Annotated in this window: 13 protein-coding genes; 7 read left to right on the top strand and 6 right to left on the bottom strand. The window is 54.4% G+C overall.

Annotation, left to right across the window (positions count from 1 at the left end; all coding sequences use genetic code 11):
* Positions 1 to 71: 71 nt before the first annotated feature.
* The 6 genes from AB1N33_RS07380 to AB1N33_RS07355 all read left to right on the top strand — a co-directional run bounded on the left by AB1N33_RS07380 (position 72) and on the right by AB1N33_RS07355 (position 5885).
* Positions 72 to 1259, top strand: coding sequence for a BaiN/RdsA family NAD(P)/FAD-dependent oxidoreductase (locus AB1N33_RS07380; RefSeq protein ID WP_411270905.1), 1188 nt, complete (start codon positions 72 to 74; stop codon positions 1257 to 1259).
* A gap of 31 nt (positions 1260 to 1290) precedes the next feature.
* Positions 1291 to 2007 carry an AzlC family ABC transporter permease gene (locus AB1N33_RS07375; RefSeq protein WP_411270904.1) on the top strand — a complete coding sequence of 239 codons (717 nt, stop codon included), beginning with the start codon at positions 1291 to 1293 and terminating at the stop codon, positions 2005 to 2007.
* The gene (locus AB1N33_RS07370) at positions 1994 to 2305 is read left to right on the top strand and encodes an AzlD family protein (RefSeq protein ID WP_411270903.1); all 312 of its coding nucleotides are present in this window, start codon (positions 1994 to 1996) and stop codon (positions 2303 to 2305) included. The genes AB1N33_RS07375 and AB1N33_RS07370 overlap by 14 nt, the downstream gene beginning before the upstream one ends.
* A 100-nt stretch (positions 2306 to 2405) precedes the next feature.
* Positions 2406 to 3020: a DNA-J related domain-containing protein gene (locus AB1N33_RS07365; RefSeq protein ID WP_411271016.1), complete on the top strand. Its 615-nt coding sequence runs from the start codon at positions 2406 to 2408 to the stop codon at positions 3018 to 3020.
* Between the two features lie 94 nt (positions 3021 to 3114).
* Positions 3115 to 4956: a GNAT family N-acetyltransferase gene (locus AB1N33_RS07360; protein ID WP_411270902.1), complete on the top strand. Its 1842-nt coding sequence runs from the start codon at positions 3115 to 3117 to the stop codon at positions 4954 to 4956.
* Complete coding sequence (locus AB1N33_RS07355) at positions 4953 to 5885, top strand: histone deacetylase family protein (protein ID WP_411270901.1); 933 nt, start codon at positions 4953 to 4955, stop codon at positions 5883 to 5885. The genes AB1N33_RS07360 and AB1N33_RS07355 overlap by 4 nt, the downstream gene beginning before the upstream one ends.
* Positions 5886 to 6062: 177 nt before the next feature.
* Here the strand turns inward: AB1N33_RS07355 and AB1N33_RS07350 are convergent, their stop codons facing one another.
* The 3 genes from AB1N33_RS07350 to AB1N33_RS07340 all read right to left on the bottom strand — a co-directional run bounded on the left by AB1N33_RS07350 (position 6063) and on the right by AB1N33_RS07340 (position 8916).
* On the bottom strand, positions 6063 to 6794 hold the full coding sequence (locus AB1N33_RS07350; RefSeq protein ID WP_411270900.1) for a MauE/DoxX family redox-associated membrane protein: 732 nt from the start codon (positions 6792 to 6794) through the stop codon (positions 6063 to 6065).
* 119 nt (positions 6795 to 6913) lie between these two features.
* The gene (locus tag AB1N33_RS07345) at positions 6914 to 7438 is read right to left on the bottom strand and encodes a DUF6436 domain-containing protein (protein WP_411270899.1); all 525 of its coding nucleotides are present in this window, start codon (positions 7436 to 7438) and stop codon (positions 6914 to 6916) included.
* Positions 7435 to 8916: a methyl-accepting chemotaxis protein gene (locus AB1N33_RS07340; protein ID WP_411270898.1), complete on the bottom strand. Its 1482-nt coding sequence runs from the start codon at positions 8914 to 8916 to the stop codon at positions 7435 to 7437. Before AB1N33_RS07340 ends, AB1N33_RS07345 begins: the two co-directional genes overlap by 4 nt.
* Before the next feature lie 215 nt (positions 8917 to 9131).
* On the opposite strand from AB1N33_RS07340, the gene AB1N33_RS07335 reads away from it, so the two are divergent.
* Positions 9132 to 10007, top strand: coding sequence for an ATP-grasp domain-containing protein (locus tag AB1N33_RS07335; RefSeq protein WP_411270897.1), 876 nt, complete (start codon positions 9132 to 9134; stop codon positions 10005 to 10007).
* Position 10008: 1 nt separating this feature from the next.
* Here the strand turns inward: AB1N33_RS07335 and AB1N33_RS07330 are convergent, their stop codons facing one another.
* The 3 genes from AB1N33_RS07330 to AB1N33_RS07320 all read right to left on the bottom strand — a co-directional run bounded on the left by AB1N33_RS07330 (position 10009) and on the right by AB1N33_RS07320 (position 14837).
* Positions 10009 to 11178 (bottom strand): DUF3300 domain-containing protein, encoded by a 1170-nt coding sequence (locus tag AB1N33_RS07330; RefSeq protein WP_411270896.1) that lies wholly within the window; start codon positions 11176 to 11178, stop codon positions 10009 to 10011.
* Between the two features lie 113 nt (positions 11179 to 11291).
* Positions 11292 to 11906 (bottom strand): GTP cyclohydrolase II, encoded by a 615-nt coding sequence (gene ribA, locus AB1N33_RS07325; RefSeq protein ID WP_411270895.1) that lies wholly within the window; start codon positions 11904 to 11906, stop codon positions 11292 to 11294.
* Positions 11907 to 12047: 141 nt separating this feature from the next.
* On the bottom strand, positions 12048 to 14837 hold the full coding sequence (locus tag AB1N33_RS07320; RefSeq protein WP_411270894.1) for a putative bifunctional diguanylate cyclase/phosphodiesterase: 2790 nt from the start codon (positions 14835 to 14837) through the stop codon (positions 12048 to 12050).
* Positions 14838 to 14979 lie beyond the last annotated feature (142 nt).

Genomic DNA, 14979 nt, shown 5'->3' with positions numbered 1-14979 from the left:
GCCACACCGCTATTCACGTATAATTCACGTCGTTTTTATACACGTCAGGCACAACCTGCTGGAGTGAAGTGGTGAGCGTAACGCAACGTGATGTGATTGTTATAGGTGCCGGCGCCGCCGGGCTGTTTTGCGCTGCCGAGGCAGGTAAACGCGGGCGTCGCGTTGAGGTGCTCGACCACGCGAAAAAAGTCGGACGTAAGATCCTGATGTCTGGTGGCGGGCGCTGTAACTTCACCAATATGTACGCCAGCCCGGAAAATTTCATTTCCGGCAATCCACACTTTTGTAAATCCGCGTTAAGTCGTTATACCCAGTGGGATTTCATCTCGCTGGTGGCGAGCTATGGTATTGCCTATCACGAAAAAACACTGGGGCAGCTTTTTTGTGACGACTCCGCCAAAGACATTGTCGACATGCTGCTGAGCGAATGTAATAAAGCGGATGTCACTATTACCACACGCTGTGAGATCCTGGCTGTTGAGAAAACGTCAGCGGGTTTCAGCCTGTCTACAACCCTTGGTGACTACACCTGCGAGTCGCTGGTGATCGCCACCGGCGGGCTTAGTATGCCAAAACTTGGTGCCTCGCCGTTCGGCTATAAGGTGGCGGAGCAATTCGGGCTGCCCGTGTTACCCACGCGGGCGGCACTGGTGCCATTCACGCTGCATGATAATGACAAGCAGGTGCTGGCAGAAATCAGTGGCGTGTCGCTTAACGTCAGTGCCGAGGCCAACGACACGGTGTTTAATGAAGCCATGCTGTTCACCCACCGGGGGCTGAGCGGACCCGCTATGTTGCAGGTGTCATCCTACTGGACGCCCGGTGACACAGTGACGGTTAATATGCTGCCCGGACAGGATACGCAGCAATGGCTCACAGAGGCGATCAGTCAGTCGCCGGATGCCCTGCTATCGACCTGTCTGTCCGGTATTTTTCCGAAACGCCTGGCAGCAACGCTGATTGCCTACCACAAATGGAAAAACTGTCCCGTAAAGCAGTTAACTCACAGTGAAATCAAAGAGATAGCCGACTGCCTTGAAGGCTGGCAGCTGAAGCCCAACGGCACGGAAGGATACCGGACGGCTGAGGTTACCCTGGGTGGCGTGGATACCGATGCATTGTCATCAAAAACCATGATGGCAAAAAATGTTGAAGGGCTATATTTTATTGGTGAAGTGGTCGATGTGACCGGCTGGCTCGGCGGCTACAATTTCCAGTGGGCCTGGTCGAGTGGCTGGGCCGCAGGGCAGGTTGTATAAACCGCGTTTTTTACTAATCAGGACGGCGACCGTGTCTGACACCGCGAAAGCCTTACATCATCTTGACAGACAGCTTATCTGGAGCGGCTTTAAGCAACTGGTTCCTATTTCCTTTTTTGTTACGGTATTCGGTGCAGCGTTCGGCCTCGCAGCTATCCAGACCGGACTAAGCGAGCCGGCTGTGATGCTGATGAGTGCGCTGGTGTTTGCCGGCGCCTCACAATTTGCCGCACTCGAATTATGGGGGGCACAACTGCCTGTTGTGACTATCATCATCACCGTGTTCGCGATCAATGCGCGCCATCTGCTGATGGGAGCAACGCTGTATCCCTGGCTGGTGAGCCTTTCTCCTTACACACGCTACGGCATTATGACTGTTGCTTCAGATGCGAACTGGGCGATGTCGATGAATGCCCTGTCCCGCGGTCAGCCGGGACTGGGGATCCTGTTTGGCGGCGGGCTGGCGCTGTGGTCGTTCTGGGTGCTGGGCACCTGGTTTGGCGTGGTGTTTGGGAATGCCATTCAGGACCCGAGGATGCTGGGACTGGATATGGTTATGGGCTGCTTTTTGCTGGCTGTCGTGCTGAGTGGGCAGAAAAACCTGAGGATTGTGGGTATCTGGTCGGTCGCCGCGTTGTCATCGCTGCTGGCATATCGGTTTTTACCTGAAAACAGCCATGTGGTCACCGGCGCGCTCGCGGGCGGCCTGGCCGGGCTACTGTGGGATGACCGCAATGATAACCATTGAAAACGACGCCACCGGCACGCTGATTATTATTGCGGTTATGGCACTAGTGACACTTAGCACGCGCTGGGCCGGCGTTTATCTGATGTCTTTTGTGCCGCTCAGCGAGCGGGTGAAGCGCTTTATTCAGGCAATGTCAGCGTCGGTGCTGGTGGCCCTGCTTGCGCCCATGGCATTCAACGGCGACACCGCAACGCGACTGGCGCTCGCGACGACCGCCATTGTCATGCTGATTTTCAGACGTCCACTACCGGCGATTGCCGCCGGAGTTGTTGCTGCCGCAATGCTGAGACAGTGGTAACGTCTTGTCTTTTTGTTTTTTGCGGTAGCTTTCATCACGTCCCTGACTCGTTTACGCTATAGGTGAATGATATGAACAGGCATATCAGCAGCCGGAGGCCATCATCGATTCTAAAACATTCTCATCCCTGCTCGCCGATTTACTGGTCACCGTGCCAGAGTGGTTTGACGACGGCATCTCCGAATATGTGCTGATACAACGGCTGCAGGAACCGCCATTCAGGCTGTTTGAAAAAGACGCACTGCGCGATCCGCTGGTATTGTTTCAGACCCACTTCATGCTGTTTCACGCCCTGTATCAGGTGCAAACCGCCTGGCGCGAGGACGGCACCGGCGAACTCACCATTCATACTACCCGTATAGCGCTGGAGACATCTTCAATGTCCGGCACGACGATGCCGGAGGCCGGCGATCCGCTTCGGGACTATTACCTTAACTGGGATAATTATACCGGGACCGGCAAAGATGAGGTGGAAGCCCTGCTGGATGATTTCTGGCGTCAGTTTGCCCGTGGTAACCATCGAATACCCGCCGCCGAGACCATTCAGGAGGCCCGTGAAATTATGGAGTTGCCAGCGCAGGGTGAGATCGACAAGGCAACGCTTAAACGCCAGTACCGTCGACTGCAGCATCGCTATCATCCTGATAAGGGCGGCGACACCGAGAAAGCCAAGCAGCTTGTGTTTGCCTATACCACGCTTTGCCGGCTGTGCTAGATACGACTAAAAGCGTAGCGCCTTTCACAAACAATCACTGGTAACCCGATGCCGGTGTGGCATCATGAATGCTATCTGGTCAGGAGACTACCTTATGGCTGAATCACTACCCCCGCCGCCGGACTGGCAGGCATTGATCAAGTCAGGCTGCAGGCTGTTTGTTGGCGGCAACGCCTCGGTACCGTATAGCCTGGTCCAGCACCTGATGGACAACACGAAAGGGTACTCAGACATTGAAATGGTGCACATGCTGGCGTTGGGTAAAACGCACTGGGCACGTGAGGAGTACCGCAACAAATTTAAGGTCAACACGTTTTTTATTGGTGGCGAGGAAGTGCGCCGCGCCGTTGATGAAGGTCGTGCCGACTATACGCCATGTTTTCTTTCCGAGATGTCCGGTCTGTTCGCTGACGGCACACTGCCACTGGACGCGGCGCTGGTGAATGTCAGTCCGCCGGATGAGTTTGGTTATTGTTCGCTTGGCGCGTCGGTCGATATCTGCATGTCTGCAGTCAGGCAGGCGAAAAAGGTGGTGGCCCAGATTAACCGCCATGTTCCGCGCACGGCCGGGCACTCTTATATTCACCTCAGTGAGATCCATGCCTGTATTGAAGCGGATGAGCCGCTGGTTACGGTAGAGCCGCAGCCGATCGACTCGGTCACTGAACGGATTGGCCAGTATGTCGCTATGCTGGTGGAAGACGGCGCGACGCTGCAGTTTGGTATTGGAAAAATCCCCAGTGCTACCCTGAAATACCTGCAGCACCATCGTGATCTTGGCATTCACAGTGAGATGCTGACCGACAGTATTATTCAGTTGATTGAAGCCGGCGCGGTGAGTAACAAGAAAAAGACCTTTCACCCGGGAAAGGTGGTGACCAGTTTTGCGATTGGCAGCCAGCGCCTGTACGACTTTATCGACAACAATCCGCATATTGAGTTTTATCCGTCGAGCTACGTCAACAAGCCGACGAATATCGCCAAAAATGACAACATGATTGCCATAAACAGCGCGCTGGAAGTGGATTTAACCGGTCAGGTTGTGGCCGACTCACTGGGGCATGACTTTTACAGTGGTATCGGCGGTCAGGTCGATTTTGTGTCGGGCGCATCCATGTCGAAGGGCGGGAAGCCGATTATTGCGCTGCCGTCTACCGCGAAAAACGAAACGGTGTCACGTATTCGCCCGTTTATTACCGAAGGCTCTGGTGTCGTTACGTCGCGTGGCAATGTGCATTATGTCGTTACCGAGTATGGTATTGCCTCACTGAAAGGCAAAAGTATCCGCGAGCGGGCGCTGGAGCTTATTCGTGTTGCCCATCCGAAATTTCGTGCCGACCTGCTAAAAGAAGTCCGTCAGCATTATTGGGTGCCGCACTATCAGGAAAAGTACCCCACCGATATTCCCGAGCTAGGCGCCATTCAGCTGCAAAAGCTGGTGATCAAAGGCGAGACCTTCTATCTTCGACCACTTAACCCGGCCGATGAACGTCGCTTGCAGGAATTTTTCTATTCCCATACCAAGGAGACGCTGCGGCTTCGCTACAACTACGACCCCAAACAAATGTCGCGCGAGAAGTCCTGTAATCTGGTCAGTGTCGACCAAAGCAGCGATGCGGCACTGTGTATTGTTCGCCAGGAAGGATCGCGTATTACCATTCACGCTGTCGGAAGGTTTTATTATGCGCCTGAGGCGAATGTCTGCGAGGTGGCGTTTGTCACCCGGGAAACCCAGCAGGGCAAGGGCATGGCCACCCGACTGCTGGCGCAACTTATTGATATTGCTAAAAAACGAAGGATTGCCAAAATGATGGCATATGTCAGGGCAGAAAACACACCAATGATTACCATTTTTGAGCAGGCGGGTTTTAAACGGCTGATGTCCGATGATCCCAGCGATGTCGAGCTGGCGCTTGACCTGGAGCAGCCGGAATGACGTTACGGATTTACCGCGCAGATGCGTGCCTGCAACATGAGATGGGGCCCGACCACCCGGAATCGCCCGACCGTCTGCATGCCATTGACGATCAGCTACTGGCATCGGGACTGGACATGATTTGTCAGCATGAAACCGCAACCAAAGCGTCGCGCGATGCGCTGACGCGCGCTCACTCTGGCGCTTATGTTGACAGCCTGTTCGCGCGCGCTCCACGCGACGGCATGGTCTGGCTGGATGAGGATACGGCCATGAATCCGTCCACGCTGGACGCTGCACTGTATGCCGCCGGCGCGTGCTGTGATGCGGTTGACTGGGTGCTGGAAGACGGGCAGCGGCAGGCATTTTGTGCCGTCAGACCGCCGGGTCACCATGCGGAGTATGGTCATGCCATGGGGTTTTGCTTTTTTAACAATATTGCCGTAGCCGCACTGCATGCCCTGCAGACGCCGTCGGTAAAGCGTGTCGCTATTGTTGACTTTGATGTGCATCACGGTAACGGCACCGAAGACATTGTTGCCGGTGACGATCGCATACTGTTTTTGTCGAGCTTTCAGCATCCGTTTTACCCGCACAGTGATGTGCCATCCCAGTCCGACAATGTCATTACCACGCCACTGAATGCGGGAACCGATGGCATGGCATTTCGCGAAGCGGTGAACTACTGGTTTGAAAAAATCGCCGACTTTAACCCTGATCTCATTCTGGTCTCCGCCGGCTTTGATGGTCACGCCGAAGATCCCATGGCCTATTTACGGCTGCGCGAGGATGACTATTTCTGGATCAGTGACAGGATCCGCACCGTGGCACAGCAGTGCTGTGAGGGACGTATTGTGAGCACACTGGAAGGCGGCTATTCACTGAGTGCACTGGGACGCTCTGTGGTTGCGCACCTGCGAGGCATAAGCGGCAACACGGAAAAAATGTAAAGGTGGCAAAGACGGAGAAGAAGGAGGGGGGAGTCCACACTGCGACACGCCGTAAACCCATCCCTGGGGGCTCGCCAACAGCATCCATGCTGTTGGACGGTCGCTGTGTGGACTCCCCCCTCCTTCTTCTCCTTTTCTTCCTTTGCTACCGCCTGGTTGGTGATAGATCCGCATTGCTTAGCTGATCAACATAGCAATACCCGCACCTGCCATCAGCACGTTTTCAGTCAGGGTCAGTGCGCCAAGCGGCACGTTGCTGTCGCCTCCCACACAGGCGCAGGTCAGTTCGCGCTTATCAATGTAGACCGCTTTGATCACTGAAATAGCGCCAATGGTGCCAATAAATACAGACACCGGCGCCACTGCCCACACAGGGAGCATGGCCAGCATGCCAAGCCCTGCCCAGGCTTCTGCAAACGGGTAGAGGTAGGCGTAGCGGATGTGTTTCATGGCCAGTAAATCGTAGGTGATGAAGCGGTTTGTAAATGCCGTCACATCCTGCAGCTTCTGCAGTGCCAGCAACACCATAAAAAAGGCGATGGCATTCAGTGCGAGCGGGTATGCCTGCCAGGCTTGCTTGCCAGCCAGCGACAGGCAGACACTGAGCAGGACAGCAATTATCATCACCGCAATCACCGGTGTGTAGGTCTTGCCCTGTTGTCCTTCCTTTGGTTTATTGAGGTAGTCGCGCAGCGCTTCATAGCCGCCAATTCGTTCACCGTCGATGAACACCTGCGGCGTGGTATCCACCTGATGCTGTTGCTTAAACTCGTCTGTCTGCTGGCGACTGGTCAGCAGATTATCCTCCACCTCGAAGCACTCTCGTTCCAGCAGATCTTTTGCCTTAAGTCCAAACGGGCAAATGTGTTCGTCCGTTTTCATGCGGTATAGCGTGGCGCGTTTTGTCATGATTTCATACTCCGTGAAGTTTTTTCACTGAAAACCGCGAAAAGGCGTGATATCAGTGGGGATTTCATCGGTATCAGGACAGGTATCAGGAATTGTGCCAGACAGGCAGGCAGTGAAATTCAGGCGTGACAGAAACAGCCTTCGGCATCCGCATTAATCACGGCGCCCGGCAATGTGAGGCTGGCATAACGGGCAATCGTATCGACCAGGGTTTTACCGGTAAAGCAGCCATAGCCGGTTGCATAGGGGCCGAGGTAACGTAGTTCACCCGTCTGGCTGACTACGGCGACCGCCGGTGTTGACGGTATCAGGCTGGCCAGCGCAGGGGCACTGTCAATATCAACCACGCTCAGCTGATAGCCCTGTTCACTGAGTGTGCTGGCCAGTTGGGTCTGATGGGGTTCGGTCAGCGTGTTGCAAAAACAACTGTCCTTGCGCTGAAAGTGAACAACGCTTCCGGCGGCAATGCCGCTGGCTTCAAGGGTCGCGACAACCTGCTGGTCAAAATCAGGGCGGGCGGCGGCCTGTAAAAGACGCTGGTCGGGATCAAACAAGGTCAGCTGCTGCTGGCTGTACAGCAGCATGCCGACTGACAGTGCGCCGGCCCACAGGGCCAGTGCACCCCACTTCAGATAAACGCTCACAGCGAAAAGCGGCTGATTGCCTGCTGCATGGCATCGCAGGTATGCTGAAGTTGCTGCAGTTCCTGCTCAAGCCGTTTGGCGGTAGCGACTTCATCACCAGATAATTCATTGAGGCGCTCGGTTGAGCGGGCAATGGATTCGCTGGCTGCTTCCTGCTCGGTGGCAGAATTGGCAATTTCGGTCATGCTGTTGCTGACCTGGGTGATTTCCTCAAGCATATGCGCCATGGCAGATGACGCCGTGTCTGATGAGCCGACTGCATCGTCAACCAGCGCCACACTCTCCTGCATCTGTGACACAGCAGTGGCGGTCTGGGCAACAAGCCTCTCGGTAATACCGCTGATCTGCTCGGCGCTTTCTTTCGAACGAATCGCCAGCGTACGGACTTCATCCGCAACCACAGCAAAGCCACGGCCATGCTCGCCAGCACGGGCTGACTCAATGGCGGCATTCAGTGCCAGCAGGTTTGTCTGTTCAGCTACCGCGCCAATTGAACGCATGGCGTCGGAAATCTGATTACACTGATCATTAAGCTTCTGGTTGGTATCCGCCGCCTGGTTCAGCATGCTGCGCAATGAATTAATCACCGAGCTGGTGTCTTTAATCTGCTGGCGGGTGGCGGTGACGCTGCTTTGCATAGCATGGGTTTTATCTGATGCCAGCGTGATCTGCTCGGCGGATAGTCGCATGGTCTGCGCAATTTCCTCGGACGATGCCGAGACCATTCCCAGCTCTTTATCAGTATGTTTGCTGGTTTCGAACATGGTGGTGGCCACCTGCGCCATACCGTCGCTGCGGGCAACCACATCGTCTGTCAGCCGCGAGGAAACCGCTGCCAGTTCTCTGACTTGGGCGACAAACTCATTAAACAGGCGGCTGACTTTATACTTGTCTGAGCCGGACACATTCAGGTTGAGTGTGCCGTCTTTGCGCACAATCGCATCGGTCATCCGTTCGACTTCTGCCGCACCCACACCTTCATCGTGCGACTGTTTGGCCATCAGCATCAGCACCACGCCCTCGGCAACGGCAAAAAACGCGTGTAGCAGCAAAATGGAGAAGCTGATATGGCCTTCCTCAAAAATAAACACCGGGGCGCCCTGACTTTGCAGTGCAAAAAAGCCGATGTGGTGAACTGCAACCAGTGCGGTTGAGGAGGCGATAACACGCCAGTCACGGTAGTTAGCCAGAAAGGCCAGCAGCACGAAGATTTCAAAGTGCATTTCAATCAGGCCGTAAGCCTGATGAATATGCAGCGCAGTCATCAGCTGCACCCCCAGTCCCATCGCGTGTCTTGCCAGTGCGCTGCCGGGCGACTGAAAGCTCAGTACCAGCGGAACAATAACAATCGGCAGGCCAAGCAGGAACGGCGGCAGCCATTCACCGGTCATAAATGCAATAACAAGGGACATTACCCATTGTATGGCAATCACAACCTGAAAAATTTTCTGGCTACGCAAAATCCAGGGATACGTCATAAATTTCTCCAAATCGACACGCTGTACAGAACGTGTCGTAATACATGGCGATAAGTGTAGTGTTAATTTAAGACCGGGGCGATGAAACTTTGGTCTATTTTTTTGTGCAACTACCTTTTTGTAAAGATAACTTTTATTACTGTTTCGTTTAATAAAAAGTTCACGACTTACTGTAGAATTACACGCCACAGAGAATGAAAATTTTAGGACGTTGCATGCCACGTGTTGCTTTCTTGTCGACCGACAATCTCGAAGATTTTTTTGTTTATGATGAGTTGCTGATACCGCACTTTGAGCAGCGGGGCTGGTCTGTCGACACGGTCTCGTGGCACTGCCAGAAGACCGACTGGTCGGCTTATGACGCAGTGATCGTGCGAAGCACCTGGGACTACCAGAATGCGCCGGACGCATTTGTTGACTGCCTGAAGCGCATTGAGCAAAGCGGCACGCTGCTTGAAAACCCGCTTGAACTGATGCTGTGGAATATCCAAAAAATCTATTTAAAAGAACTGGAAGAGGCGGGCATTCCGGTTATTCCGACGGTGTGGATGGACGCCTGGTCTACTGCTGCGGTTGAGACGCAGTTCGCCGCACTGAACACCGATACGCTGGTCATCAAACCTGTGCTTAGCGCCAATGCTGATGATACGTTCCGGCTTACGCCGCAGGCGCTGGCGGAAAAGCAGGGCACACTGAGCGCACTATTTTCGCAACGGCCCTTTATGGTGCAGCCGTTTATCCGGGAAGTGGTGGATGAAGGGGAAATATCGCTGTTTTATTTTGACGGCGACTTCAGTCATGCCATTCTCAAGCAGCCCGCTGTCGGTGATTTCCGGGTTCAGGAAGAGCATGGCGGACGTTTGTCAGTGCTTCAGCCTGATGCAACGGTGATGGCGTGTGCCCGGGCTGCGCTCAATGCGATGCCCGCGTCTGCGCTTTATGCCCGGGTTGACCTTATTCGTGCCGCCGGACAATGGCGGGTGATGGAGCTGGAGCTTATTGAACCATCGCTGTACTTTCAGCTGGACGAAGGGGCGGCACCCCGCTTCGTGGATGCCTTCCTTCAGCGCTGGCGTCAGCAGCGCGCGTAACTCAGTGCTTCGCCATTCTGGCGTCGCTGCCATGTTTTGACGGCTTGTTAGCCGGTTTACTGTGGGCTTTGACGCGCGCACTGTGAGCAGGGGCTTTGTGCTGTTTCACCGGTGCCCGGGCAACGTTGTCGCGCACCGGCTGAAGATGTTGTACCGGCTTGACCGGACGGGCCTGCGTCACCTGGCGGCCGTGTTTCACGTCTTTGACCCGGCGATATTCGGTGCGCTGATGCCTGGCAACACTGGCAGGTACGCTTCGCACCGCAGGTTCACGGTTGTGTCGTGACACCACAGAGCGGGACGGATTTGCTGCCCGCGGCGCCGCAAGATTGCGATGTCTGTGGCTGACAACCCGAGGGCGCGTCTGACGATGATTCCAGCGCTGATACGACGTGGATGCTACCCGGCGGGCTTCCCGGTAATGGTAGTAGCGTACCGGACGAGGACGAACAAACACGGCGCGTTCATGCCAGAAAATGTCGCCAAAATAGAAACCGGCAGACAGGTTTACGCCGAATCCCCAGTGAAAGCCGGCATACACCCGTGAGCGCACAGGGGCGCGCCAGTAGACCGGGTGTATCGGGTGATGCCAGTGCCCATACACCGTATTCACATTGTAGTACGGTACATAAACGATTTGCGGGGTTGCCGGTGCAATCACAATCACGTCGCGTTCACGTTCTACCGTCACATAATTGTTAGAACGCAGTTCGCCGTGCTGATAAGCCTGTTGCCTGAGCATCTGGACGTGGTCGAGCACTCGGCGCTGGTCAGCAACCACGGCATCGCCGAGACTGCCAAGCCAGTCGAGGTCGTCGGCCATGGTGGCCAGCAAGTCGGTGAAGGGCGCAATGGCGCGCACGCTGGGATCCCAGTTGACATCATCCAGTGCCAGCTCAACCTGTTGCGGGGTCAGATGCGGGTTAGCCTGACGCCAGCGATTGGCCGATACCACGTCCAGTGGATAGGTACTGGCAATCAGAATGTGGGTAAGCAGCGAGTCAGGATACAGCGCTACGGGCGCCAGCAAACTATCCAGTTCGGCATCAGAAAATGCCGCAGGCTGCACAGTGGCCAGCTGAGCGCTTGGTGAGGACAGGGCACTGGCAGGCAGGACGGTAAAGCTTCCCGCCGCCAGGCTGATGATCAGTCCGCTAATTACAGTTTTCATACGCTTTACTCCGTCGCGCACCAGGCGCGTGTTGTTTCGTATGATTAACGTTATAGCGGAGCCCAGGTTAACGTAACCTGAACCAAGTCTGACCGAAGACTAAAACATCCTGGCTATTTCAGCAGGTGCGGATCGAAGGCGTGCCCCAGTTTTTCGGTTTTGGTTTTCAGGTAGTGTTTATTGTCTTTGGTGATGCCGTGATCAATCGGTTTTCTGGCGATAACCTCAATGCCCAGGCGTTTCATCGCGTCGAGCTTTCTGGGGTTATTGGTCATCAGCTCCACCCGTTTCACCTTCAGGGTGTCCAGCATCAGTTTACAGATATCATAACTGCGAAGGTCAGCATCAAAACCAAGGTGTTCGTTGGCTTCAACGGTATCCATGCCGCTGTCCTGCAAATTGTAAGCACGGATCTTGTTCAGCAGGCCAATGCCACGCCCTTCCTGGCGCAGATACAACAATACGCCAAAACCATGCTCGACAATGTTCTGGAGCGCTCTCTCCAGCTGAAAGCCGCAGTCGCAGCGGGTACTGAACAGTGCATCACCAGTCAGGCATTCAGAATGAATGCGGATTGGGACGATATCCTCGTCTTTCCATTCGCCATACGAAAGGGCGACATGCTCCTGTCCGTTAAACTCAACAAATCCATGAATGCGAAAATCTCCCCAACGGGTGGGTAACTTTGCTGAGCTTACGTATTCATATTTAGGTTGCTTGATGGTCATGACACTTCTGTACTCACTGAAGGAAGCTACTAGGTGGGGATCGATCTGAAAAAAACAAGCATTTTCCCACCGCGCCGCAGTAGCCTGCGGAGGGTAAGTATAGCAGTGCTCGCAGGTGAATCACATAGGCGGGGTAACGGGTCAGGAAAAGTCGCTGAGCGGACGGGGACGGGCAACACCGTAGCCCTGAGCGTAATCCACTCCGATTTTACCGAGTTCCGTCATGATCGCTTCGCTCTCGACATATTCCCCGACGGTTTCCATGCCCATGGCACTGGCGACGTCGGTAATCGACGAAACCACGGCGGCATCGACGGTACTGGTCAGCATGTCCCGAATAAACGTACCGTCAATTTTCACACAGGCTACCGGCAGATTTTTCAGGTAGTTATACGATGAAAAACCGCTGCCAAAATCATCCAGTGCAAATGTGCAGCCCAGTTGCGTGAAGGTGCGCATAAAATTCACGGTATTTTCCATTTTCAGGATGGCAACACTTTCGGTTATCTCAAAACACACTTTACTGTAGGGGATGGCGTGACGCTCAAACATATTCAGCGCATGCAGTTTCAGCTCGCGGTCGGCCAGCGACTGTCCACTCAGGTTTATACTTACGCGCGCCGTTTTTTCGAGGTAATCGGGGTGGGTGGCCAGCCAGCGAAAGGTATGCTCGATTACCCACTTATCTACTTTCACGCTCAGGTTATAGCGCTCGGCGACCGGTAAAAACCGGTCCGGGCTTAACAGTTCGCCGTCGGCATCCTGCATACGCAGGAGTATTTCATAGTAAACCTGCTCTGAAGTTCGGCGCAGCGTACGGTAGGGCTGATAAAACAGGGTAAAGCGGTTATTCTCGAGCGCTTCGTTGATGGCAGTTACCCAGTCCAGCTCATTTTTATACCGCAGCATCGCCTGATCATCTTTTCGGAAGCGGTGAATCTGATTGCGGCCCTGCTCTTTGGCGTAGTAGCAGGCGGCGTCAGCCATGCTCAGGCATTGCTCAGGATCGTCACTGATTTCCTTACACACCACCATGCCGATGCTGACCCCGAGGGTAAAAATTTTCTTCTCCCAGACAAAGCGGTATGCCTGTATCGCGTTCATCAGCTTGATGCCGCACAGATATGCCGTTTCTTCCGGCTGGTTGACAAACAGCACGCCAAACTCGTCACCGCCGAGACGCGCCAGCATCCCGGCATTGCCGAGTGTCTGTTCAAGCAGCGTGGCCACTTCTTTTATCAGCGCATCACCGGCTTTATGTCCGCAGGTATCATTGACTACCTTGAAGCGATCCAGATCGAGGAAAAGCAGGGTGCAGCTGGCGTCAGGATCCGCAATCGACGCGGCAAAATGACGCTCAAACTCACGGCGGTTGTAGATCCCGGTCAGTGAATCGTGGGTCGCCAGGAACTCCAGGCTAAGGCTGGTACGTTTGCGCTCGGTAATGTCAAAAATAGAGCCGTACAGAAAGCTGCCGTTGCTGTCTTTTCGCAACTGGCAGGAAATAGAAAACCAGAACTCGGTACCGTCCGCTCGACGCCCCCTGATTTCACGACCCATCACATGGCCGCTTTCGAGCAGTTCACCCAACAGCAGTTCGCGGTCGCTGGCATCGGCATAGAAGTCCGACGTGTTGCTGACACTGGCAAGCATGGTGTTTTCATCGGCGTAACCAAACAGGGAGCACATTGCCGGATTCACACTCTTGAGTCTGCCTTCGAGCGTTGACGTGTACAGTCCTTCTGCCGAGTTGCGAAACAAGTCATAAAACTGATGCAGGTTACTGATGGTTTTTTCCCTGGCCATCAGCTGCTGTACACTCACGGAGCGCTCCTTGCCCTCAACTGACATCGCAAAACACAGCATCGCCAGCATGGTGATTAACGTCATAACGATCATGACCGGCACAGTGACAATCAGGCCGTTTAGTGCTTCAATGAGTACCACGGCATACAATGCAAAAAGAAACAGCCAGCCGGCAGAAAATGCCTGACTGAGTTCGGGGTGGCGTCGGTCGCGATGAAGTAACACCATCACCACCTGATAAACACCAATAACCGGTGTAAACAGGTAGATAAACTGGGATGCATCAAATAATGATGTCCAGAAGCTGAACAGCAACAGCACCGCAGGCATGATCAGATTAATAAACCGCACGGGCAGCGGAAGGCGGTTAAACAGGTTGTGTGCGACTTTCGCCAGAGACATGGCTATGGTTGCCAGTAACGTGGCAATCGCAGCGCTGGCTGCCGGGGTCAGCGATGGCCAGAATGCGAGGCCACCCTGACACACAAATACCAGCAGTGAGGTCAGTCCGAATGCCACTGCCAGCCAGAAACGTGCCGGCGTGCGCTGCAGCAGATAAGACAACAGAAAATACACAAACGCGATAAGCAGCATGCCGGTCAGCACACCGAACACCGTCACCATAAGACGCTCATGCGCATCGAACGCCTGTGCGTCCCACAGTCCCGGTCTGAAATTGTTCGGCCCCTCTGTCTCGATACCGACAACCGCTGTTATCGCCTCACTCTCAGGGATATCGACAGAAAAATGCAGATACGGTGTGGGCCAGCCCGTCACCGACTGACCGCGCAGTGTCTGGTAGGTTGCAGAGCGGATGATCCGGTGTTCATTATCAACAAAAAACACCTGTATGTCGGTGACTGAGTGGCGATAGAGTGTCAGCACCAGTGAGCGGGGACGGGTTCCCTGATTAATAATTTCGGTCTTAAGCCAGGTGCGGCCTGACGACGTTTGCTGACCAAATAACGTATGCCGGTGGGTACCCGGCACAGCGCGCAGCGCGTCCCGGTAATTGTCGGATGCGGCCAGTTCGACGCTGTCGCTGAGCTGGTGAAGATTGAGCTGCGTAAAGTCATCGTCAATGATGACCTGACCAGCGTCGGCGCGCAGGCTGATTAGGCACATGAGTGCACCCCATGCCAGGCAGCGCAGGCAGGCTCTTAACATCCTTGAGAAATAACCTGGTTTCTGAGGCATAAGCGTGTGTGCTGCCCTCCTGATAATGCTACCGGTCTTTCAAACAGCCTGACCGTTGAGGCATGCGGCG

This window comes from Alteromonas nitratireducens, from assembly GCF_040812025.1.
Classification (GTDB): domain Bacteria; phylum Pseudomonadota; class Gammaproteobacteria; order Enterobacterales; family Alteromonadaceae; genus Alteromonas; species Alteromonas nitratireducens.
The sequence above is the reverse complement of the archived record's forward strand: the minus strand, read 5'-3'. Positions and strand labels throughout refer to the sequence as shown.

What these genes read in the sequence shown, in the direction of transcription:
- AB1N33_RS07370 (WP_411270903.1), top strand. Translation starts at nt 1,994, where the DNA reads ATGATAACCATTGAAAACGACGCCACCGGCACGCTGATTATTATTGCG.
- AB1N33_RS07360 (WP_411270902.1), top strand. Translation starts at nt 3,115, where the DNA reads ATGGCTGAATCACTACCCCCGCCGCCGGACTGGCAGGCATTGATCAAG.
- AB1N33_RS07355 (WP_411270901.1), top strand. Translation starts at nt 4,953, where the DNA reads ATGACGTTACGGATTTACCGCGCAGATGCGTGCCTGCAACATGAGATG.
- AB1N33_RS07350 (WP_411270900.1), bottom strand. Translation starts at nt 6,794, where the DNA reads ATGACAAAACGCGCCACGCTATACCGCATGAAAACGGACGAACACATT.
- AB1N33_RS07340 (WP_411270898.1), bottom strand. Translation starts at nt 8,916, where the DNA reads ATGACGTATCCCTGGATTTTGCGTAGCCAGAAAATTTTTCAGGTTGTG.
- AB1N33_RS07335 (WP_411270897.1), top strand. Translation starts at nt 9,132, where the DNA reads ATGCCACGTGTTGCTTTCTTGTCGACCGACAATCTCGAAGATTTTTTT.
- AB1N33_RS07330 (WP_411270896.1), bottom strand. Translation starts at nt 11,178, where the DNA reads ATGAAAACTGTAATTAGCGGACTGATCATCAGCCTGGCGGCGGGAAGC.
- ribA (WP_411270895.1), bottom strand. Translation starts at nt 11,906, where the DNA reads ATGACCATCAAGCAACCTAAATATGAATACGTAAGCTCAGCAAAGTTA.
- AB1N33_RS07320 (WP_411270894.1), bottom strand. Translation starts at nt 14,837, where the DNA reads ATGTGCCTAATCAGCCTGCGCGCCGACGCTGGTCAGGTCATCATTGAC.